Source organism: Sphingobium sp. YR768 (genome assembly GCF_900111125.1).
In the GTDB taxonomy this organism is placed as follows: domain Bacteria; phylum Pseudomonadota; class Alphaproteobacteria; order Sphingomonadales; family Sphingomonadaceae; genus Sphingobium.
This window is the reverse complement of record NZ_FOGE01000012.1, coordinates 1-21,504: the sequence shown is the minus strand read 5'-3', so window position 1 is coordinate 21,504 and position 21,504 is coordinate 1. Positions and strand designations below refer to the sequence as shown.

Below are 21,504 nucleotides of genomic sequence, written 5' to 3'. Positions count from 1 at the left end.
TCGCAGAATGCGGCACACAAAGAGCGTGCTGGACAGTGGCGCTGGCGGGCGGCAATCCTGTCGCCATAACATCCCTGTCTGAAAGCCCTCCCATGACCCGCCTTGCCCTGCTGGCTGCCGCCACCGCTCTGATCCTGCCCGCGTCGCTGACCGCGCAACAGGCGGCCGACCCCGTCTTTTCCGCCGCGGCCGTGCGCGCCCATGTCGCCTTCCTTGCCGACGATCTGCTCAAGGGACGCGACACCGGCAGCGAAGGGCATGAGATCGCCGCCCGTTACGTCGCCAGCCAGTTCGCGCAACTGCGCCTCAAGCCCGGCGGCGATGGCGGCGACTGGTATCAGCGCATCGCCTTCCAGAAGACCGACCGGGCCCAGACGCCCGCCACTCTGACCGTCACCGGCCCCCGCGGCGCGAAGAGCTTCACCCATGCCGGCGACGTGCTGGTCGGCATGAACGCGGCCGAACCGCATCTGGACGTCACGGCGCCGCTCGTCTTCGTCGGCTATGGCCTGGAAAATGCGCGCTTCGGCCTTAACGACTATGCCGGCCTCGACGTGAAGGGGAAGATCGTCGTCACCCTGCGCGGCTATCCCAAGGGACTGCCGAGCGAGGAGGGCGCGCATCTCTCCGCGTCGAAGGCGCAGATGGCGCAGGCCCATGGCGCGATCGGCATGCTCTCGCTCGGCACGCTCCAGTCCATGAAGGCGCGGCCCTGGGCGCGCATGGTGCAGTTCGCTGACGAACCGGATTTCACCTGGGTCGCCCCCGAAGGCACGCCTTTCAACGAAGCATCGGGCATCCGCGCTTCGGCTTCGCTGAACGATCCCGCCGCCGAAGCCGTCTTCGCCGGCGCGCCCACGACCATCGCCGCGATCCGCAAGATGGCGGACAAGGTCGGCGGCAAGCCCAAGGGCTTCGCGCTCAAGACCAGCGTCACCATCAAGGCCGATAGTGTCAGCCAGCGCGTCACCAGCCCCAATGTCGTCGCCATCCTGCCGGGCAGCGACCCGGCACTGAAAGACCAATATGTTGTCCTGTCCGCCCATCTCGACCATATCGGCGTCAGCCCGGTGAAGCCTGTCCTGAGCGGCGTCGAAGGGCCGGGCGAACCGGCGGACAAGGACCGGATCAACAATGGCGCGCTGGATAATGGCGCGGGCATCGCGACCATGCTGGAGGTGGCGCGGGCCATGGCGCAATCGCCGGACAAGCCGCGCCGCTCGATCATCTTCCTCGCCTCCACCGGCGAAGAAAAGGGCCTGCTCGGCGCCGACTATTATGCCCGCCACCCCTCGGTTCCGATCAGCCAGATCGTCGGCAATGTCGATCTCGACATGCCGCTGCTGCTCTATCCCTTCACCGACCTGATCGCCTTCGGTGCGGATCACTCCACCCTCGGCCCGATCGTGGCCAAGGCGGTCGCGCCGATGGGCGTGAAGCTCTCGCCCGATCCCATGCCGCAGGAAACGATCTTCGTGCGCTCCGACCATTATAAGTTCGTGAAGCAGGGCGTGCCCGCCGTCTTCCTCGCCACCGGCTATGCCAATGGCGGCGAAAAGGCGTGGGGCGATTTCCTGAACGGCGCCTATCATCATCCCGGCGACGACATGAACCAGAAGATCGACTGGGACGCCGGCGCACGCTTTGCCCAGGCCAATTATCGCATCACCCGCGCCATGGCCGATGACGACACCCCGCCGCTTTGGTTCGCCAGGGATTTCTTCGGTGATCTGTTCGCCCCGCAAGCGCAGAAGGCGACGAAATAAGGATAAATGCGGATCGCCCCTTGTGTGGTTTTTAGGCAACACTACATCGCGGGCAATCACTTTCCCCAAGTGGCATTTTATTAAGAGGATGGCATGAACCTCGAAAAATTCACTGATCGCGCCAAGGGCTTCCTTCAGTCGGCGCAAACCGTGGCGATCCGCATGAGTCATCAGCGGATCGGCCCGGAACATTTGCTCAAGGCGCTGCTGGAGGACCAGCAGGGCATGGCGTCGGGTCTGATCAAGGCAGCGGGCGGTTCCGCCGAAGTTGCGCTGCGCGACACCGATGCGGCGCTGGCGAAAGTCCCGTCCGTCTCTGGCAGCGGCGCGCAGCAGACGCCGGGTCTCGACAATGACGCCGTGCGCGTCCTTGATTCCGCCGAACAGGTGGCGACCAAGGCGGGCGACAGCTTCGTCACCGTCGAACGGCTGCTCCTCGCCCTGACCCTCGCCACCACCACGACGGCGGGCAAGGCGCTGGCGGCCGCAGGCGTGAACCCCGAATCGCTCAACGCCGCGATCAACAGCCTGCGCGGCGGCCGCACCGCGGACACCGCAGGCGCGGAGGATCGTTACGACGCGCTCAAGAAATTCGCCCGCGATCTGACCGACGCGGCGCGCGCCGGCAAACTCGATCCGGTCATCGGCCGCGATGAGGAAATCCGCCGCACGATCCAGATCCTCGCTCGCCGCACCAAGAACAACCCCGTGCTGATCGGCGAACCCGGCGTCGGCAAGACCGCGATCGCCGAAGGCCTCGCGCTGCGCATTGCCAATGGCGACGTGCCCGATACGCTCAAGGACCGCACGCTGATGGCGCTCGACATGGGCAGCCTGATCGCGGGCGCCAAATATCGCGGCGAGTTCGAGGAGCGCTTGAAGGGTGTGCTGGACGAGGTGAAGGGCGCTGATGGCCAGATCATCCTCTTCATCGACGAGATGCACACGCTGATCGGCGCGGGCAAATCCGAAGGCGCGATGGATGCCGGCAATCTCCTGAAACCCGCCCTCGCGCGTGGCGAACTCCATTGCATCGGCGCGACTACGCTCGATGAATATCGCAAATATGTGGAGAAAGACCCGGCGCTCCAGCGGCGGTTCCAGCCCGTCTTCGTTGGCGAACCGACGGTGGAAGACACCATCTCCATCCTGCGCGGCCTGAAGGAGAAGTACGAACTCCATCACGGCGTCCGCATCACCGACGGCGCGCTGGTCAGCGCGGCGACGCTCAGCAACCGCTACATCACCGACCGTTTCCTGCCCGACAAGGCGATCGACCTGATGGACGAAGCCGCCAGCCGCCTGCGCATGGAGGTGGAGAGCAAGCCCGAAGAGATTGAAAATCTCGACCGCCGCATCATCCAGCTCAAGATCGAGCGCGAGGCGCTGAAGAAGGAGACCGACCGGGCCTCGGCCGACCGGCTGACCGCGCTCGAAGCCGATCTCGCCAATCTGGAGGAGCAATCCGCCGCGCTCACCACCCGCTGGCAGTCGGAAAAGGACAAGATCGCCGGCGAAGCGAAGGTCAAGGAGCAACTCGACGCCGCCCGCCTCGAACTGGAGCAGGCGCAGCGCGCCGGCGATCTCGCGAAGATGAGCGAACTCTCTTACGGCACCATTCCCGCGCTGGAGAAGCGTCTGGCCGAAGCGGAAACCGCCTCGGAAGGCGCGATGCTGCGCGAGGAAGTGACGGCGGAGGATATTGCCGGGGTCGTCGCCCGCTGGACGGGCATCCCGGTCGAACGGATGATGACCGGCGAGCGCGAAAAGCTGCTGGCGATGGAAGAAACGCTGGGCAAGCGCGTCATCGGGCAAGCCGATGCCGTGAAAGCCGTGTCGACCGCCGTGCGCCGCAGCCGCGCCGGCCTGCAAGACCCGAACCGCCCGCTCGGCTCCTTCCTCTTCCTCGGTCCCACGGGCGTCGGCAAGACCGAACTGACCAAGGCGCTGGCCGGTTTCCTGTTCGATGACGACAGCGCGATGGTGCGCATCGACATGAGCGAATTCATGGAGAAGCACAGCGTCGCCCGCCTGATCGGCGCGCCTCCGGGCTATGTCGGCTATGAGGAAGGCGGCGTCCTGACCGAAGCCGTCCGCCGTCGCCCCTATCAGGTCGTTCTGTTCGACGAAGTCGAAAAGGCGCATGGCGATGTGTTCAACATCCTGCTCCAGGTGCTGGACGATGGTCGCCTGACTGACGGGCAGGGCCGCACGGTCGACTTCACCAACACGATCATCGTGCTGACGTCGAACCTGGGCAGCCAGTTCCTGACCGGATTGGCCGACGACGAACCGGTGGAGAAGGTCGAGCCGCAAGTGATGGAGATCGTGCGGAGCCACTTCCGCCCGGAATTCCTCAACCGGTTGGATGAAGTGATCCTGTTCCACCGCCTTGGCGCCGCCCATATGGCGCCGATCGTCGACATTCAGGTCGCGCGCATCGGCAAGCTGCTGAAGGATCGCAAGATCGTCCTAGACCTCAGCGAAGGCGCCCGCGCCTGGCTGGGCCGGGTCGGCTATGATCCAGTCTATGGCGCGCGGCCGCTCAAACGCGCGGTCCAGCGCTATCTGCAAGACCCGCTGGCCGACCTGATCCTGCGCGGCGAAGTGCCCGACGGATCGACCGTCCGGGTCGAGGATGGCGACGGGGCGCTGGCGCTCACCATCGCATGACGGGAAGGGGAGTGGAGCTCGCGTCGCTCCCCTTCAATTCATTCAGCCGCCACCAGCGCCGCGTGGATCAAAACCCTGGCGGGTACGGAGCTGTATATCCTCTGCATCGCGACTGCCGGCGGCGTCGGCCTTGCTCCAATCCGCGTTAGTACGACAAATTTTTCGCTTTTTGACCAGCGATCCGGTTTCAACCTGGCTGACGCATCGGACATAATTGGGATCTTTGCGATCCAGCTTGGCTGCCGGATGTGGTGATGGGTCCTGAGGCTGTTGGGCAAGGACGGAAGCAGGAATCAGAAAGGCTGATATTGCGAGAACATATTGCAGGCGCTGCATGACGCCACTCTCCCTAAAAGATCGTGCAGATGATATGCCCTGATTTGGCGTGCCGGTAAATGGGCATGCGCCGGGCTATCGGGTGAACATGAATTGACCGTCGGGTTTCAAAATATGCCGTCTCGCATTGTGCAATTACAGCGACAAGCTGTGCAGTTGATGATGGCGGGGCAGGTAATTGCTGCCATTCAGGCTTTTCGTGATCTGATCGCCATGCGTTCAGCGCCTTTTGCCGATGACTGGTTCAATCTGGCCTATCTGTTGCGTTGCGACAGGCAGTTTGAAGCTGCGCTTGACCATTATGACAGGGCGCTCGCCCTCGGGATAAATGGGCCGGAAGAGGTGCATCTCAACCGGGCGGCCATCATGTCCGAGCATCTGCATCGCCAGGACGCGGCTATTATTGCCCTGCGAGCAGCACTGAATCATAATCCGACTTTCTTGCCGGCTTTGCTGAATTTGGCGACGATATATGAAGATTGTGGCCGGGCAGAAGAAGCAAGAACTGCCTATCGCCATGTGTTGACGCTCGATCCGCTCAATGGGCGCGCCCATGGTCGATTGACTGCCATCGACCTGCATCAGGGATTGGCGGATGCTGCACTCGAGCGGCTGAACGCCACCATGTCCAGCAAGCATGTCCGGCAGGAAGATCGCGCCGAGTTGCATTTCGCCGCGGGCCTCGCTTTGGACGCGCTGCAACGGTTCGATGAAGCCTTCACGCATTTTGATCAGGGAAATCGACTTGCCCGGCGCCGGATTGATCCTGCTCTGGCTTATGATCGTACTGCCATGGACACACTGGTTGATGCGCTGATCGACGGTTACCCGATATCCGGCACGGGCACGACAACGCTTCTACGGCCTCAAGACGGGAATCCAGCGCCTATTTTCATTTGTGGCCTGTTCCGTTCGGGCTCCACTTTGGCCGAGCGTCTTATCGGGCGACATCGGCTGATAACCGCTGGGGGCGAGCATGAAACCATTCCCGCGATCGTAGACCGCCTTGTGCCCTACCCTCAATCAGCGGTTGTCCTTTCTTCGGATCAGACAAAAGCATTGGGTGTTCAGTACAGGCAAGAATTGGATGCCGCTTTCCCGAACGCTGGCATCATCACTGACAAGCGACCGGATAATTTTCTGCACATCGGCTTGATCAAGCAGATTTTCCCGGATGCCAAATTTGTCCACACACATCGCCATCAGCTGGACAATATCCTGTCCATCTATTTCCTCTATTTCGCTGATGGCGTCAGCTATGGCTTCGATCTGGATGACATCGTTCATTATCTGGGTTGCCACGACCGATTGATGCGCCATTGGCGCGCTCTGTTCGGGAACGACATCGTCGAACTTGATTATGACGCTCTCGTCCGGGATCCCGAAACGGTGATGCGCTCGGTGCTGACTGAGCTTGATTTACCGTGGGAAGCTGACTGCGCCCACACTGCCAATGATCAGGATGCGGTCAAAACCGCCAGCAGCTGGCATGTGCGCAAGCCGTTGAATGATCGGTCGTCCGGTCGCTGGCGCAACTATGCCGCGCATCTTGCTGACGTGCGAACAAAGCTGGGGCTGGCCTGAACAGCCGCCCCGTTCGTCACGCGGATATCCCCGTAATTTCAAACATGCGACTGAGCAGAGTTTGCTCTGCAGCACTCAGATGTGGGTTCCATACGTCGAAAATCAGGACCACGCGCGGTTTGTCGCTGTGATTCCAGGCTTCATGCTCGATCGTGTCGTCGAACCCGAAGGCCTCGCCCTCTTTCCAGCTTCGCGTCTCTCCGCCCACGCGGAAATCGCAGTTGTCGGGGACGATCAGGGGCAGGTGGATGATAGATCGGCTATTGGTAACGCCGGTATGCGGCGGAATATGTGCGCCGGGGCGCAGCAAAGAAAAGAAAGCGGACGGCGCTTTGCCGGGTATGTTGCTTTGCGGCACGGCTTCCAGCGTCTTGGCCGTCTCCGGACAGAGATTGCACACAGCATCGTTACGGACGCCATATTCCCACAAGAAACAGGCAGTCCAGTCCAGTGAGCCGTCCAGCCTGGACCATTTATTTTCCGGCCCTCCCTTTTCCATTCGCACATAGGGGCGGATCATGTCGGCTTTACCGTACAATATCGCTTCCGCTTCGGCCCTGATGGCATCGGTTCGCGCTTCCAGTTCAGCAAACCAGGGGAAATGGGCGCGATCGAAAAATTCGTCGGCAGGCAGGAAGGGATAATGAATGCCCGCGCAGACATTGGGATAAATGCGTCGCCGTCCCAGGCTATGATCGATACAGGCGCGCAGCCGCTTTCCTTGCGTTCCGAGCATGTCGATCTGGTCGGAAAGAGCGTCGTCCAGCGCCCTGGCGATGGCCTCGTTATGCTTAGCAAGATAGGCTCTTGCTTCGGATAGCATGTCCCGAACCGCAGATGGCGGGTTTTCAATGCCTTCCAGCAATTGTGCGACATGGCTCCAGCCCTGCGCGGCTTGGGCAGGACGGTTGGTGCGCTGGAACAGGCCGGCCATTCTATACTGGGCCATCACATGACGCCGATCGATGGCCAGCGCCCCTTCCAGACTGCGCTGTTCGCCTTCATCGTCGCGGGCACTGCGACAGGCGGTAGCCAGATTCATCCAAAGGGCGGCTTCGTTCGGATCGGCCTTGATCGCTGTCTCGAAAAAGGCGCGGGCATCGTTCCAGGCTCCACGGCCAAGGGCATGCACGCCCCGTGTATTGGCAACCAGTGGATCGTCGGGCGCTAGTGATCCGGCGCGAGCCAGCAGGGTGCTCTCCTCTTCAATTCGCCCACCGGCGCGAGCCTGCTGCGCCGCTGCCAGAAGTTGCCCGATCTCTTGTGCCAGCACCGTAATTCCATGATTTGTGATGGTTGAATCTGGCGCGCAAAGGCACCATGCCTCAGCTATGACACAAGATTTCTACCAGAAGAACCCCGGCGCCGAATGGCTTGCGCACCGCTATGATCCTGAACATGATGCGTTTCAGTTTCACGCCGTTGATCGGGCGCTCAGGCGGTCTGCGCCTTTTTTGACGGATGACTGTCTGTCACCAAGCCATCCGCCCCTGATTGTCAGGCGCGGGGATGTGGCAGTGACCGACAATGTCGTCCATTTCCTCTTTCATTCCGCCTATTGTTGTTCGACGCTGCTGGCCAATGCGCTGGATTTGCCCGGAGCGGCGATGACGTTGAAAGAGCCCGTTCTCCTCAATGATCTGGTAGGATGGCGGCAACGGGGCGCTGCACCTGACGCGGTCAGCCATGTACTCGATCATGGCTTGTCTCTCCTTGCCCGGCCGTTCGAAGCCGGAGAAGCGACAATTATCAAGCCGTCCAATGTCGCTAACGGACTGGCCACGGCCATGATGACCTTGCGGCCGGGCGCCAAGGCCATTTTGTTGCACGCTCCGTTGGACGTCTATCTGACGTCGATCGCGCGCAAGGGTATGACAGGGCGCCTTTGGGTTCGGGAACTTCTGTCTCGGCAGTTGGTGGACGGCTTGGTCAATCTCGGCTTCACGCCCCGCGACTATCTGCTTCATACAGACCTTCAGGCCGCAGCCGTTGGCTGGCTGGCCCAGCATCGCCTGTTTGCAACGATGGCGGAACGCTGGCCGGACCGGGTTCGGACCCTTGATAGCGAAAGACTGATCGCAGACCCTATGGGCAGTCTGGAAGCGGCATCCGCTTTCCTGAATATCGCGCTGCCGGTCGACGGCTTCGCCACCGTGGTCGATACAGTGTTTCGTCAAAATGCGAAGGATGGAACGCCCTTTGAACAGGGGCAGAGAGATGAGGAGCGTCGTCAGGGCCAACAGCTTCATTTGGCGGAAATCGAACAGGTGGCGGTTTGGGCGCAACATGTGGCCCGCAATGCGGGAGTGCCCATGGAACTTCCACTCCCGCTATGATCTGAACGGCGCGATCACGGAAGCGGGACAAAAAAAGGGCAGCCATGAAAGGCCGCCCTTCTTTTCTAAGCGCTATCCTCAGAACTTGAGGCGAGCGGTCGCTGCGAAGCGACGGCCAACCGCGTCGTAGGTCGACGGGAAGGTGTTGCCGCTGTTGTACGTCGTCGTACCAGCAGCCGAACCGACGACCGGCGGCTTCTTGTCGAAGATATTGAAGGCCGACATCGTCAGGTCGATATTGTCGGTCACCGCAAAGCGCGTGGTCAGATCGAAATAGCTGTAAGCATTGATCTTGTTGAAGTTGTAGCTCTTGCCAACCAGCGGACCCGCACCGGTGACTTCACCGTTGAACAGGTTCCGGTTACCAGCCGTGAAGCCACGCGCCAGATAGTCGGAAGCCTGGCCTTCATATTCGACGCTGTCGATGTAGCGCCACAGGAGCGAGACGTCGATCTTGTCGAACGACAGCGTGGTGCGCTGCGTGAAGGAGAATTCCGGCTGAATGGATGCGCAGTTGATGCTGTAATAGCCCACGCAATCGCGGTTGTAGGAGGTGGCCGCTGCCTGGAAGGTGGACTTGTGGGTCCAGTTCCCGTTGAAGCCCAGCGCCAGCTTGGCGAAGTTCAGATCGGTCTGATAGTTGATCGACAGGTCGATACCATCGGTTGCCAGGCGACCGTTATTGGTCAGCGGCTGCGGCAGGCCGTTGATCGGCACTTCCGGCGTGGACGTGCCGCTCAGACGACCGTTGGCGGGATTGCGACGGATTGAGGTACAGGCTTCATCGGTCGCCGAAGCGGCCGTGATGTTCCCGAAGCAGGCGCCAATGATGTCCGCCGGGGTTGCCGCCGTGATCGCGTTGGAAATCTTGATGTTGTAGTAATCGACCGTGATGGTCAGACCACTCACCAGATTACGCGGCTGCAGGACGATACCCGCCGTGAACGTCTTGGCGGTTTCCGGACGGATGTTCGGGTTGCCGCCACCGGTGGCATTGGCCTGATCCGCACTCGGGTTCTGGATTGAACCGATCGATGCCGCCGGAGCGCCCTGCGCAAGGCAGACCGCCGCCAGATTGGCGTCGAGCGTCGGTGCAGCGCCGGCGCAGGGATCGACCGACAGGTTGGTCAGGCCGGTAGAAACAGGTGCGAACAGCTCACCGATATTCGGTGCGCGGACCGCGCGCTGATAGTTACCCCGGATCTTGACGTCGTCGATCGGGGCCCAGGTGGCGCCGAACTTGTACGTCGTGGCATTGAAGCGCGGGCTGCCGGCGGCATCGACCTTATACTTCGAATAACGCACGCCGCCTTCGACGGTCAGTTCCTGGAAGAAGGGACGATCCGAAACCAGCGGGGCAATGACTTCGCCGAAGAATTCGTAGACGTCATAACCACCGTCCAGCGGCAGAACGGCACCGCCGGCGCCACCCAGTTCACCCGGAACCAGCGACAGATTGTCGGGGATACGCTGCGCGGTATAGTTGCGATATTCCGCACCGGCCGCGAACGAAACCGGGTTGGATGCCATCGGCGAAGTCACACCAAAATCACCGGACACCATGGCATGTGCCTGCGACAGGGCAGTCTTGTTGGTGATCGTGCTCTGACCGTTCAGGAACGCAGCCTGATCGCCCGAGATCGTGCCGAACAGGTTCAACGGTACGCAGCTGTTGGACGTGTCGATGCAGCTCGTGGTGTTGGTTGCGTTCAGCGCCTGCTGGACACGCGAGTTCAGAACATAGCCCGACTGCGTCTGGGTGTTCTGGCTTTCGCCATGCGAACCGTAAACTTCCAGGCTCAGGCTGTCATTGATATGATAGCGCGTGCCGATGTTGATATCGAAAATCTGCGTTTCATAGCTGCTGATGCGCGGACCGATTTCGACGGTACGGCGATACACGGCCGGCATCGGAATTGCGCCGTTGGTGTTGCACGCTTCGCCCAGCGTAATGCCGGCTTCGTTGCACAGGCGATCGCGGATAGCCGTAGGCAGATAGGGGTTGTTGCCCGGAATCGACAGCGGCGTACCGAAAATGCCCGACGGGGCGATGATGGTGTCGACCGTGTTCTTCGAGAACAGCGCGCGCGAGAACACTTCTACCTTGTCCGACACTTCATAGCGGGTCGAACCGAAGATGTTGAAGCGCTTGAACGGCGTTACGAAGATATTGTACGGGTTGAAGTTGAAGCCCTGATAGAAGGGCACCAGCGACGAACCGTCAGGTCCGACCTGGGTATCTTCGGTCGGGAAGGAAATGCCGGTCGGCGTCGAAGTGAAGGACGAGCCCGAACCGCGGCCGGTCGTCGACGAAATGCCGAAGATCGAGATGTCGCGGTCGCCCTGATAGATCGGGTCGACTTCCTGATAGCCGACCGACAGCACGGCATTGCCGCGGCCGTCGTCAAAGTTGGCGCCGACGGTGAAGTCGACGTTGAAGCGATTGCCGTCACCCTGATCGGTGATCTGCTCACCTATGCTCAGGTCCATGCCGGCAAAATCGTTACGAGTGATGAAGTTGACAACGCCCGAAACGGCGTCGGCACCATAGGTGGTCGATGCACCGCCGGTCAACACATCCACGCGCGAGATCAGCGCGGTCGGGATGTTGTTAAGGTCGAATGCGCCATTGAAGTCGGCAGGCGCAACGCGCTTGCCGTCCAGCAGAACGATGTTGCGATTGTAGCCCAGGCCGCGCAAGTCGACGAAGGCGGCGCCGCCATTGCCGTTATTCACGTTCTGACCGAGGCTGGGAACCACACCAGGAATGTCGCGCAGCAGCGTTTCTGCGTTGGTCGTCTGGCGCAGCTGCATTTCGTTTTCGCCAATGGCGGTGACCGGCGACGACGAAACCAGGTTCGGATTCTTGATCAGCGAACCCGTAACGATGATGGTATCGCCTTCGGCGGGCGCGTCAGCAGCCTGCGGTGCTTCCTGCGCGAACGCGGCGGTCGCGATCAACGACGCGCTCAGGATCGCCGGAGCGGCGCTGGCACGCAACAGTGCCCTCTTCGAAAATATTTTCACGGTTCCAGTCCCTTGCTCTGGAGTTTGGCAGATGGCCTGCCACTTCAAGTGGCCCGTATGGAAGGGATAAGGTGCCCGACAGCGATCCCCCCCATATGGATGGCAGGAAACTGCGCGGCGTTCAGGGCTCTGTAAAGCGTGGGAAATCGGGAAACACCGCTTTTGATCGCGGCTGTATCATAAATGCAACAAGATCGGTGTAGGGCTGTTTTACGTTCGTATTGCAATTTAATTTCGTGAAATTGCAAAGTGCTGTAGCAATAATGCATCATTGCATGTGAACGCGGATCGATTGTGATGCGAGGTGAGGGCCTGCACCCCCATTTCGGGATATTGACCGATTTGCCAGCCGGTGCATGCTAGGGCGAGACAGGTGACGGCATGGGCAGGAAGGGACGATCATGAACGGCAAATGGGGTTGCGTTGGGGGTGTCGCTCTCTCTCTTCTGGCCGTTCAGGCACAGGCCGCGCCCAAGGCGCAGCAGCCCCGTCCGGAAATCTTCACCGACCTGCTCCAGTGTCGTGCCATCGCAGACAATGCGGCGCGCCTCGCCTGTTTCGACCGGCAGGTGGCCGCCATGGATGCGGCATCCCAGCGCGACGAAGTGGTCGTCCTCGACAAGGGGGAACTCAACAAGACGCGCAAGACCTTGTTCGGCTTCTCTTTTCCCAAGCTCCCCTTCCTGGGCGGGGGGGATGATGATGCGGACAAGCCCGAGACGGAGGGCTTGACCCAGATTCAGGCTGTCATCGCATCGGTCCGCAGCTTGGGTTATGGCAAATGGCAGATCGGTCTGGAGGACGGCGCCCAGTGGATGACGACCGAGGCTGTGGCCGGCCGTGATCCCAAAGTCGGTCAGGCAATCGAACTCAAGCGCGCAGCGATGGGCAGCTTCTTTGGTAAAGTCGACGGCGGCCGTGCTGTCCGGATGAAGCGCATCAGCTAGGACCGATCGACATTCAGCCCTGACGGCCTGCAAATGGCGGTTTTTCGCGCTTCCGGTGCTCACGTACTTTTAGTACGCTGCACTCCGGGTCGCGAAAAACCACCATTTTCGGCGCGTCATCTTCTAAATGTCGATCGGTCCTAGATTTTACAGCCCCGTAGGCATCGGTCCCGCGATCAGCAGCGGGTCGATCCGCGCGTCATTCCATTTCATGCCCCAGTGCAGATGCGGCCCGGTGGCGCGCCCGGTCGCGCCGACCGCGCCGATGCGTTGCCCCTGCGCCACATGGTCGCCGACCTTCACGTCGATCCGCGACAGGTGCAGGAAAGCGCTGTTGAGGCCATGGCCATGGTCGATCATCAGCAAATGCCCCTCCAGCGTGAAGGGCTTGTCGCTCGCGGCCAGGATCACCACGCCATCGGCGGGCGCCACCACCGGTTCGCCCGTCGCGGCGGCAACGTCGACGCCGCCATGATAGGCGCCCGGCGTCCCCTGATAGATGCGCTGCGCCCCGAACAGCCCGGAAATCCGGCCGAGGCGCGGCCAGACGAAGCGCTGCCGCCACCCCTGCGCGTCCGTCACCGTCGTGCGGGCAGCGGCGATCGCCTCTAACTCCGGCTTACGTAGCGCCAGAAAGGCTTCCGTGCTTTTCGTCGGCCGCATCGGCGCATTGATCCGCTCGATCCGCCAGTCGCGCGGCGCGACGGACAGCATCTGGTCCAATGTCCGCCCATCGGATGTCCGCGCGCTCAGCCGGGCAGCCGACGGAGCATCGCGGTCGAAGGCGATCAGGAAGCGGCCGTCTGCATCCACCGCGACCGGCTTGTCGTCCAGCAACAGCATTACCGTGCCGGCCGGGACTGTGCCGATCAGCGCCCCGCCCTGAATCGCCTGACCCGACAGATGAAAGTCGGCGGGGTCGGGCAGCTTGGCCGGCTGGGCGGTCGCCGTCCCCGCGATCAGGAGCAGCAGCGCGCACGCAATCGCCCTCATCCTGCGCTGGCCGCCTTCATCTCCGCCTGCACCGATGCTTCGGCGCTGGCATAGGGTTCCTGCCGGGCGATGCTCCAGTAGCGCAGATCCTCCAGCGCGATCCGTCGTCCCGTCACCGCGCACAGCACATGGTCGCCGGCCTGCAACACGCGGAAGCTGTAGGGCAGATAATGGAGCCGGGCGATCCGGTCGCGATGGGACATCAACATGGCAGGCCTCAAATCATGCGCAGCTCAGGAAAACAGATCCTGCTGCTGCTTTTCGCCGTCGTCGCGCGCCTTTCGCGCGGGACGGGCAGGGGAAGATATAACGCCTGGCGCACTCTTCTCAAGCATGGCTGCATCCCCGACCGCCGCATCCACGGTGCCATCCTTGAAGTGCAGCGTCACCTGTCCGGCTGCCTGCGCCGCCGCCACCGACTGCACCAACTGCCCCTGCGCCATCACCCGCGCATAGCCCCGCTGCAAGGGCAGGTCGGGATTGAGCGAGGTGAAATGGCGCGATACCCGGTCGAAAGCGGTCGCCCGCTCGGACAAGGCGCGCGTCAGATAAGCGGGCCGCATCTGCAATCGGTCGAGCCGCTCACCCGCACGCGACACATATTGCTGCAACAGCGCCGGCCGCAGCGCGCCGCCCGCTTGCCCCAGATGCGCCCGCGCATCCGCCAGCCGGTGCCGCAATCCGCTCACCAGCCCGTCGGACAATTGATCCAGCCGCTGCCGCTGCGGCGCCAGCAACATGTCAGGCGTCGGCATCAACCGCGCCTGCATATCCAGACGTTCCCGCGCCTGCGCCGCTCCGCGCCGCACCGCCCGCCCGGCGCGCAGGCCCATTTCGCTCAATCCCGCCAGCAATTCCGCCCGGACCGGCACCGCCATTTCCGCCGCAGCGGTCGGCGTGGGCGCCCGCCGGTCTGCGGCATAGTCGCACAGGGTCGTGTCCGTCTCATGCCCCACGGCGCTGATGATCGGGATGGTGCAATCCGCCACCGCCCGCACCACGATTTCCTCGTTGAAGCTCCACAGATCCTCGATCGAGCCGCCGCCGCGCGCCACGATCACCAGATCCGGCCGGGGCAGCGGCCCGCTGCCATCCATCGCGCTGAACCCCCGCACTGCGCGCGCCACCTGCTCGGCCGCGCCCTGTCCCTGCACCAGCACCGGCCACAACAGCACATTGGTCGGGCATCGATCGGCCAGCCGATGGAGAATATCGCGGATCACCGCCCCGGTCGGCGACGTCACGACGCCGATCGTGCGCGGCAGGAAGGGCAGGGGCTTCTTGCGCTCCGCCGCAAACAGTCCTTCGCCCGCCAGCTTCGCCTTCAGCTTTTCCAGCAGCGCCATCAGCGCGCCTTCGCCGGCCAGTTCCATCCGGTCGATCACGATCTGATATTTGGACCGCCCCGGATAGGTGGTCAGCTTGCCGGTGGCGATCACCTCCACCCCGTCCTGCGGGCTGAAGGCCAGCCGCTGCGCGCCGCCCTTCCACATCACCCCGTCCAGCACGGCATTCTCGTCCTTCAGCGCCAGATAAAGATGCCCTGACGCCGCCCGCTTGAACCCGGAAATCTCGCCGCGCAGCCGCACATGGCCGAACCGGTCCTCGACCGTGCGCTTCAGCAATCCCGACAATTCGCTGACTGAAAGCGGCGGCGCGTTGTCCCCCGCCCTTTCCTCGGCTAACAGGCGGCCCGAACTGTCATAGGCATCATATTCCGGGGACATGGGCGAGATGAACATCCTTCTGCTTGGCGGCGGCGGCCGCGAACATGCGCTGGCGTGGAAGCTGGCGCAATCGCCCCGGCTGACGACGCTCTATGCCGCGCCGGGCAATCCGGGCATAGCCCAGCATGCGCAATTGGTCGACCTCGACGCGACCGATCATCGCGCCGTGCTGGATTTCTGCACCCGCCATTCGATCGGCCTGGTGGTGATCGGGCCGGAAGCGCCGCTGGTCGATGGTCTGGCCGACAATCTGCGCACCATGGGCGTGCCGGTGTTCGGCCCCAACAAGAAGCCTGCCCAGCTTGAAGGGTCGAAGGGCTTCACCAAGGATCTGTGCCGGCGCGCCAATATCCCGACCGCCGCTTATGACCGCGTCACCAGCAAGGATGGCGCGATCGCCGCGCTTGACGATTTCGCGCTGCCGGTGGTGATCAAGGCGGATGGCCTCGCCGCAGGCAAGGGCGTGATCATCGCCGAAACCCGCGATGAAGCACTCGCCGCGCTCGACACCATGTTCTCCGGCGCGTTCGGCGCTGCCGGGGAGGAAGTCGTCCTCGAAGAATTCATGACCGGCGAGGAAGCCAGCTTCTTCGCGCTCACCGACGGCAGCGCCATCCTGCCCTTCGGCTCCGCGCAGGATCATAAGCGCGTCGGCGATGGCGATGTCGGTCCCAATACCGGCGGCATGGGCGCCTACAGCCCCGCCCGCGTCCTGACCCCGGCCCTCGAAGCCGAGGTGCTGGAAAAGATCATCCAGCCGACCGTCGATACGCTCGCGGCCGAGGGGATTCCCTATTCGGGCGTCCTCTATGCCGGCCTGATGCTGACCGCCGAAGGCCCCAAGCTGATCGAATATAATGCCCGTTTCGGCGACCCGGAATGTCAGGTGCTGATGACCCGTTTCGACGGCGATCTGGTCGACCTGCTGCTCGCCGTGGCGCAGGGTCGGCTGGCCGAGCAGGGGCCGGTTCAACTGGCCGATCGCACCGCGCTCACCATCGTCATGGCGGCAAAGGGTTATCCTGACACGCCGCAAAAGGGCGGCGCGATTGCCGGCATCGATGCGGCGGAGCAGGGCGGGGCAAAGGTCTTCCACGCCGGCACCGCGGACAAGGATGGCGCACTGGTCGCCAATGGCGGGCGCGTCCTCAACGTCACCGCCACCGCTGACACGGTCGGCGCGGCGCAGGCCGCCGCCTATGCCGCCGTCGATGCGATCGATTTCCCCACCGGCTTCTGCCGTCGCGATATCGGCTGGCGGGAAGTCGCACGCGAAAAGGCGTGACGCCCTTGCCCCGCACGCGCAAGCGTCCTTAAATAAGCCGACACGCACGATCAGAGAGGTGATGCGCGATGCAGGAATTCTTCATGGACTATGGGCTGTGGCTGCTGGTGGCCCTGCTCGTGATCATCGTCTTGATCTTCCTGCTTTCGGGCAAGCGCAAGGCTGATCTGCCAGCCGAACCCGCCGCGCCACCCGCTCCGGTCGAAACGGCACCCGCGCCGCTGCTGGCCGAACCGGTGGTCGCGGCGCCCGTGCCGGTTGTGCCAGTTTCCATCGAACCCGTTGCAGTCGAACCCGTTCCTGCTGAGCCGGAACCTGTCACGGTTGCACCCGTGGCCGTTGAACCGGTCGCCGTCGAGCCTGCCCCGGTCGAACCCGCAGGGCCGGAAGCGCCCGTTGTCGAACCGGTCGCCGAACCGGTGCCCGTCTCTCCGGCCGTCACGACCCCGGCCGATGAAGGCGACGACCTGCTCCGGCTCAAGGGCGTCGGTCCCAAGCTCAAGACGCTGCTGACCGACCTCGGCGTCACCAGCTTCGCCCAGATCGCCGCCTGGACCGATACGGACATCGCCACGATCGACGCGAAACTCGGCAATTTCAAAGGCCGCCCAGTCCGCGACCAGTGGATCGATCAGGCCAAATATCTCGCCGCCGGGGACATTGCCGGTTTCGAGGCTAAGTACGGCAAGCTCTAAACCGGCTGGGGCAGCGCGTCTTCCGGCGCCGCTTGCGACCGCCGGGATGGCGGTGCGCTGCCCAGCCATCGGCGCAGCGGCGTGCTGGCAGAGGTCACACGGCTGATCCCGGCCAGTAGCAGAACCGATAGCGCCAGCATCATCGGGCCGCCCACGCCGCTCATCAGCACCACACCCATGACCATCGGGTGCCACAGATAGAAGAACAGGCTGTCCCGGCCGATCCGGTTGAGCGGTGCGAAGGACAGGCGCACCGTCGACAGCAGCGGCAACAGCGCGATCAGGCTCAGATTCATCATCAGCCGCGCGGGGACATAGGCCAGTGCATGGCCGCTCCCCTGCAACCCCGACCACCAGGTCAGGCCCAGCGTCAGTACCAGCAGCACGATTCCCAGATAGCGGGTCGCCAGACCCCGTTCCGCCATCAGCATGCCGAAGAAGAAATAGACCGGATAGCGGATATAGCGGCTGTCGGGGGACAACAGGCTCGTCCCGATCGGGGCATGGTCCAGCCCGAACGCATACATGGTCGCCACGCTGATCGGCGCGCCGATCGCCAGCAGCATCAGCGGAGACAATCGCACCAGTCGCGTCGTCACGATCAGGAAGAAGAGGACCGGCACATACCAAAGGTGGAAGGGCGGACGCAGCAACAGGTCCAGCGGCGTCTGCCAGGACAGCGGCGCGCCGGTCGCCAGCACATAGGCGATCAGCGCCACCACCCAGGGCAGCAGCATCCTTTCCCCATAGCGTTTGAAAAGATCGGCGGACGGTGCGGCTCGCGTGCGCGCGACATTGAGCAGATAGCCCGAAATGCCGATCATCAACGGCATGCGGAACCCGGCGCCGATCCACAGCGCCAGATGCTGCTGATGCGCCAGCTCCATGGCATGTCCAGCCATGACGAGCAGCATCAGCATGCCTTTCAGCAGGTCGATCGACGGATTTTTGCCCACATACCCCCCGGTCCCATAACGTGCTTGCCGCATATGAACTTTAGGGCGGTTTAACGAATTTGGTGAATGAATAGGCTAGTGCTTGGCTAAGACCGCCTTGCGATGGGGTACGGACAGCCGGACGAGGGTTAACAGGGGATCGTCATATTGCGCACTTTCAGTTTATCGCCTCTCAGCAGAATCGTCATGCTCCTGCTGGTCGTGGCGCTCATCTTCACCGGACGCGCCCTCTATAATCGCTACAGGACGGTACATGCGCCCCTGCCGGACGATCGGGTGGGGCAACAGGATTGCGCGCTCTGGTTCGTGGGCAGTTCGTCCATCCATCGCTGGACCAGCCTGCAACAGGATATGGCCCCTTGGGCAACGCATAATCGCGGCATCAACAGCGCGACCCTGTCGGACATCCTGCCCCGTTTCGCCACGATCGACACCAGCGAAGAGGGGCGGCCCCGCGCGCTCATCGTCTATGTGGGGGAAAATGACATCGCCAGCGGCGTGCCCGTTCGCAAGGTGATGCGCCAGATTGCGACGCTGTTCGACCTGCGCGACCGGTTGCTGCCCGGCGTTCCCGTGCTGCTGCTGTCGGCCAAGCCCAGTCCGGGGCGCCTGAAATTTCTGGGCGAACAGCGCCTGTTGAACGCGGCGGTTCAGAACTTCCTGCCGCATATGCGCAGCGCCTATTATGGCGATATCACCACGCCGCTCTTCGTTGATGGCAAGCTGGGCGACAATTACCAGCCCGACGGTGTTCATATGAATGCGCAGGGCTATCGCATCTGGGCCCAGGTCGTTCGCCAGAGGCTGGACGCGATCCTGCCGCAGCCGCTGATCCAGCGCTGCGGTCAGGCGGGTTAACGGATCGCCTCGACCACCGCACGCGGCACTTGCAGCAGCGATCCATGGCGCGCGCCCATGGGCATTGTCAGCCGGGCGCTGACATCCTCCCAATGCACCATATCGCGCGTCATCGCCGCGCCCCAACGCCCTTCCTTATACACGTCATAATAACAAACCAGCGCGTCGCCGATCCGCGTCGTCATCGGTCCTTCGACCCAGCCGGGCGAAAAGGGTGGGGACAGCGGACCGAACGGGCCGGTGGGGCTTTGCGCCCGCGCGACCTGCAAATATTTGCGTGGCGGGGCGACCGTCTCATCCTTGACGATCAGATACAGGCCGCCATCGGGACCATGAGCAAAGGTGCCGTCGATCACGCTGAAACCGGGATCGTAAAGTGGCTCGGCCGGCGACAATGTCTGAAAATCCGCAGTGCTGCTGTGCCAGAGGCGATGATTATAGGCGGATTCGGACGTGCCAGCCGTCTCGGCAAAGCGCGCTGTAACGGTGCTCGACCAGAAAATCTCATACCGCCCCGTGCGAGAATCGAAAATCGCTTCGGGCGCCCAGCAATTGCGCGTGCCCGCTACATCGGCCATCACGGCTATCGCTTTCTGTCCGGTCCAGTGGATCAGGTCGCTGCTCGTCGCATGGCCGATGGTCACGCCTTCCCAGGCCGTGGTCCATAGCAGATGCCAGCGCCGCCCGTCATGGAACAGGAAGGGATCGCGCAGCAGCTTCTTCTCGCCCACCTCCGGCACCAGCAGGCTGCGTCCGCCAGCCATCGCACGAAAGGCAAAGCCGTCCTCGCTCACCGCCAGTTTCAGCCCGTCCGCCTCGCCCTTGCCGGTGGTGAAATAGGCGAAGACCAGCAGATCGTCGGCCCGTGCCTGCTGCGTAGTGGCGCAACCGGCCAGCGCCAGCGCGCCCAGACCCAATGTGAAATCCCGCCGCCGCATTGCCTTCTGCCTCACCGATAGTCCTTCGCCATCTGGCGATAGAGGTCGATCAGCGGATTGGCGACATAATCCCCGCCATGGCCCATCGGCCCCTCCGCTTCGGGTTCGGGTGCCGCCGGCTGGCCCGCCAGCCCGCCGGGCGCCTCCGCGCTGTTCAGGCCTTGCGAAAGCAGGTCAGGTTTCGCGCCCTCACCGGCATTATGGCCATTCTGGTCGAATATCGCCTCCTGATGCCGCGTCGGCTCCCAGATGAAGGCGCCCCAGCCATGTTTGCCGGGCAGGGCATGGACCAGATCATTCACATAGCGTTTGCGGCTCGAATATTCCGCCACCAGCAGCCCCTTGTCGGGATAGCGCTTAACGAACTCGGCAAAGGTGGTCGCCCAGTCGCCCTGCGCGCGCTGTTGATAGCAGGAAAAGCCGATCACATCGAAATCGACCTTGCGGGCGATCAGCGCGTCGGTCCACTCCCGCACAATCGGCCAGTGCCGACCCAGATGATTGTGCAACTGGATGGCGATGCCGGGTTCCGCCTTGCGCGCGCCCGCGATCCCGGCCCGCAACAATTGGGCAAAGGCATCGAAGCCGCCGACGTCCCCCACCTTGGCATGATTGGCGTCGGTGACGGGATTGCCCGTCGGCGTCGACAGTTTCACCCGGCCATGGGGCCATAATATGCCGAACGTCGTCTCATTGCCGATCACCGCCATATCCACCGGCGCGCCGCCCGCCCGCATCGCGACCAGCGTGTCATGCGTATGCGCTTCGACGGCTCTCGCCAGTTGCGGCAGGTCATAGCCGGTCCATGCCGCCGGCACGCCCTGATGCTCCGGATCGGCCCAGATATCGCTATAATGGAAGCTCAGCACCAGATAGAGGCCGGCATCGCGGATGCGCTTGCCCAGCGCCACTGTCTGCGCCAGCCCAGCCCAGGCCTTGTCAGGCTCGCGCTTGGAATAGCCCTTCGCCGGATCGACGAAGATGCGCAACCGGATCGCATTGAACCCGGCGTCGCGCAGGATCAGGATCGGGTCTTTCTGCACGCCGTCCACGAAATAGCGGGCGCCCGCCGCCTCATCCTCGGGAATCCAGCTGATATCCGCGCCGATCAGATAGGGGCCGGGCCGCGCGCCCTTATGAGTTGCCGCCCCGGCCGGCAGCGCCAGCCCAAGGGCCGCCAGCCCGGTCGATCGAAGCAAGGTGCGTCTGTCAGGCATGGAACCTCTCCTGTTGGTCTGTTGCGGGAGGCTATGTCCTCCTCTTGGCAATCGGTGCTCCTGCGAAAGCAGGAGCCCAGTGTATTCACCTCACCGCGCGAGCCACCCGCCATCGACGGCCAGGACATGGCCATGGATATAGTTGGCGGCGCTGGAAGACAGGAAC

At 62.8% G+C, this 21,504-nt stretch carries 17 protein-coding genes; 8 read left to right on the top strand and 9 right to left on the bottom strand.

The genetic code is table 11. The features are described from left to right. Positions 1-92 precede the first annotated feature (92 nt). Positions 93-1,766, top strand: coding sequence for a M28 family metallopeptidase (locus tag BMX92_RS14275; protein ID WP_093017620.1), 1,674 nt, complete (start codon positions 93-95; stop codon positions 1,764-1,766). 93 nt (positions 1,767-1,859) lie between these two features. Continuing rightward, the gene (gene clpB, locus BMX92_RS14270; protein ID WP_093017618.1) at positions 1,860-4,439 is read left to right on the top strand and encodes an ATP-dependent chaperone ClpB; all 2,580 of its coding nucleotides are present in this window, start codon (positions 1,860-1,862) and stop codon (positions 4,437-4,439) included. Positions 4,440-4,481: 42 nt separating this feature from the next. On the opposite strand, the gene BMX92_RS14265 is transcribed toward clpB, so the two are convergent. Further along, the gene (locus BMX92_RS14265) at positions 4,482-4,775 is read right to left on the bottom strand and encodes a hypothetical protein (protein WP_256213437.1); all 294 of its coding nucleotides are present in this window, start codon (positions 4,773-4,775) and stop codon (positions 4,482-4,484) included. Between the two features lie 93 nt (positions 4,776-4,868). Here BMX92_RS14265 and BMX92_RS14260 point away from each other — a divergent pair, with 93 nt between their 5' ends. Beyond that, positions 4,869-6,359 carry a tetratricopeptide repeat-containing sulfotransferase family protein gene (locus BMX92_RS14260; protein WP_143066793.1) on the top strand — a complete coding sequence of 497 codons (1,491 nt, stop codon included), beginning with the start codon at positions 4,869-4,871 and terminating at the stop codon, positions 6,357-6,359. Positions 6,360-6,375: 16 nt separating this feature from the next. Here BMX92_RS14260 and BMX92_RS14255 read toward each other — a convergent pair whose 3' ends face one another. Further along, positions 6,376-7,632 carry an aspartyl/asparaginyl beta-hydroxylase domain-containing protein gene (locus BMX92_RS14255; RefSeq protein ID WP_177185053.1) on the bottom strand — a complete coding sequence of 419 codons (1,257 nt, stop codon included), beginning with the start codon at positions 7,630-7,632 and terminating at the stop codon, positions 6,376-6,378. Between the two features lie 19 nt (positions 7,633-7,651). Here BMX92_RS14255 and BMX92_RS14250 point away from each other — a divergent pair, with 19 nt between their 5' ends. Continuing rightward, positions 7,652-8,695 (top strand): hypothetical protein, encoded by a 1,044-nt coding sequence (locus BMX92_RS14250; RefSeq protein ID WP_256213436.1) that lies wholly within the window; start codon positions 7,652-7,654, stop codon positions 8,693-8,695. A gap of 78 nt (positions 8,696-8,773) precedes the next feature. On the opposite strand, the gene BMX92_RS14245 is transcribed toward BMX92_RS14250, so the two are convergent. Next, a complete protein-coding gene (locus tag BMX92_RS14245) occupies positions 8,774-11,722 on the bottom strand; it encodes a TonB-dependent receptor domain-containing protein (RefSeq protein WP_093017612.1) in 2,949 nt (982 codons plus the stop codon). Between the two features lie 401 nt (positions 11,723-12,123). Between BMX92_RS14245 and BMX92_RS14240 the strand changes: the two genes are divergently transcribed. Next, positions 12,124-12,669 carry a hypothetical protein gene (locus tag BMX92_RS14240; protein WP_093017610.1) on the top strand — a complete coding sequence of 182 codons (546 nt, stop codon included), beginning with the start codon at positions 12,124-12,126 and terminating at the stop codon, positions 12,667-12,669. Positions 12,670-12,816: 147 nt separating this feature from the next. Here the strand turns inward: BMX92_RS14240 and BMX92_RS14235 are convergent, their stop codons facing one another. From BMX92_RS14235 to xseA, 3 genes are read right to left on the bottom strand one after another with little or no spacing between them, the layout of a single operon-like run. Then, positions 12,817-13,662, bottom strand: a complete 846-nt coding sequence (locus BMX92_RS14235; RefSeq protein ID WP_093017608.1) for a M23 family metallopeptidase — start codon at positions 13,660-13,662, stop codon at positions 12,817-12,819. Next, positions 13,659-13,871 carry a DUF2093 domain-containing protein gene (locus BMX92_RS14230; RefSeq protein WP_093017606.1) on the bottom strand — a complete coding sequence of 71 codons (213 nt, stop codon included), beginning with the start codon at positions 13,869-13,871 and terminating at the stop codon, positions 13,659-13,661. The genes BMX92_RS14235 and BMX92_RS14230 overlap by 4 nt, the downstream gene beginning before the upstream one ends. Positions 13,872-13,895: 24 nt before the next feature. Continuing rightward, entirely contained in the window at positions 13,896-15,389 is a 1,494-nt protein-coding gene (xseA, locus tag BMX92_RS14225) for an exodeoxyribonuclease VII large subunit (RefSeq protein ID WP_093017604.1), read from the bottom strand. Between the two features lie 7 nt (positions 15,390-15,396). On the opposite strand from xseA, the gene purD reads away from it, so the two are divergent. Both purD and BMX92_RS14215 read left to right on the top strand, forming a co-directional pair. Next, the gene (purD, locus tag BMX92_RS14220) at positions 15,397-16,674 is read left to right on the top strand and encodes a phosphoribosylamine--glycine ligase (protein ID WP_093017857.1); all 1,278 of its coding nucleotides are present in this window, start codon (positions 15,397-15,399) and stop codon (positions 16,672-16,674) included. A 68-nt stretch (positions 16,675-16,742) separates the two neighbouring features. Beyond that, complete coding sequence (locus BMX92_RS14215; RefSeq protein WP_093017601.1) at positions 16,743-17,369, top strand: hypothetical protein; 627 nt, start codon at positions 16,743-16,745, stop codon at positions 17,367-17,369. Here the strand turns inward: BMX92_RS14215 and BMX92_RS14210 are convergent. After that, complete coding sequence (locus BMX92_RS14210; RefSeq protein WP_093017855.1) at positions 17,366-18,325, bottom strand: acyltransferase family protein; 960 nt, start codon at positions 18,323-18,325, stop codon at positions 17,366-17,368. The genes BMX92_RS14215 and BMX92_RS14210 overlap by 4 nt on opposite strands. A 186-nt stretch (positions 18,326-18,511) precedes the next feature. Between BMX92_RS14210 and BMX92_RS14205 the strand changes: the two genes are divergently transcribed. Continuing rightward, a complete protein-coding gene (locus BMX92_RS14205) occupies positions 18,512-19,183 on the top strand; it encodes a GDSL-type esterase/lipase family protein (RefSeq protein WP_093017599.1) in 672 nt (223 codons plus the stop codon). Here the strand turns inward: BMX92_RS14205 and BMX92_RS14200 are convergent. Beyond that, positions 19,180-20,136, bottom strand: a complete 957-nt coding sequence (locus tag BMX92_RS14200) for a glycoside hydrolase family 43 protein (RefSeq protein ID WP_256213435.1) — start codon at positions 20,134-20,136, stop codon at positions 19,180-19,182. The two genes, BMX92_RS14205 and BMX92_RS14200, sit on opposite strands and share 4 nt — an antisense overlap. Continuing rightward, entirely contained in the window at positions 20,133-21,338 is a 1,206-nt protein-coding gene (locus BMX92_RS14195) for a glycosyl hydrolase 53 family protein (protein ID WP_093017595.1), read from the bottom strand. Before BMX92_RS14195 ends, BMX92_RS14200 begins: the two co-directional genes overlap by 4 nt. Between the last annotated feature and the right edge of the window lie 166 nt (positions 21,339-21,504).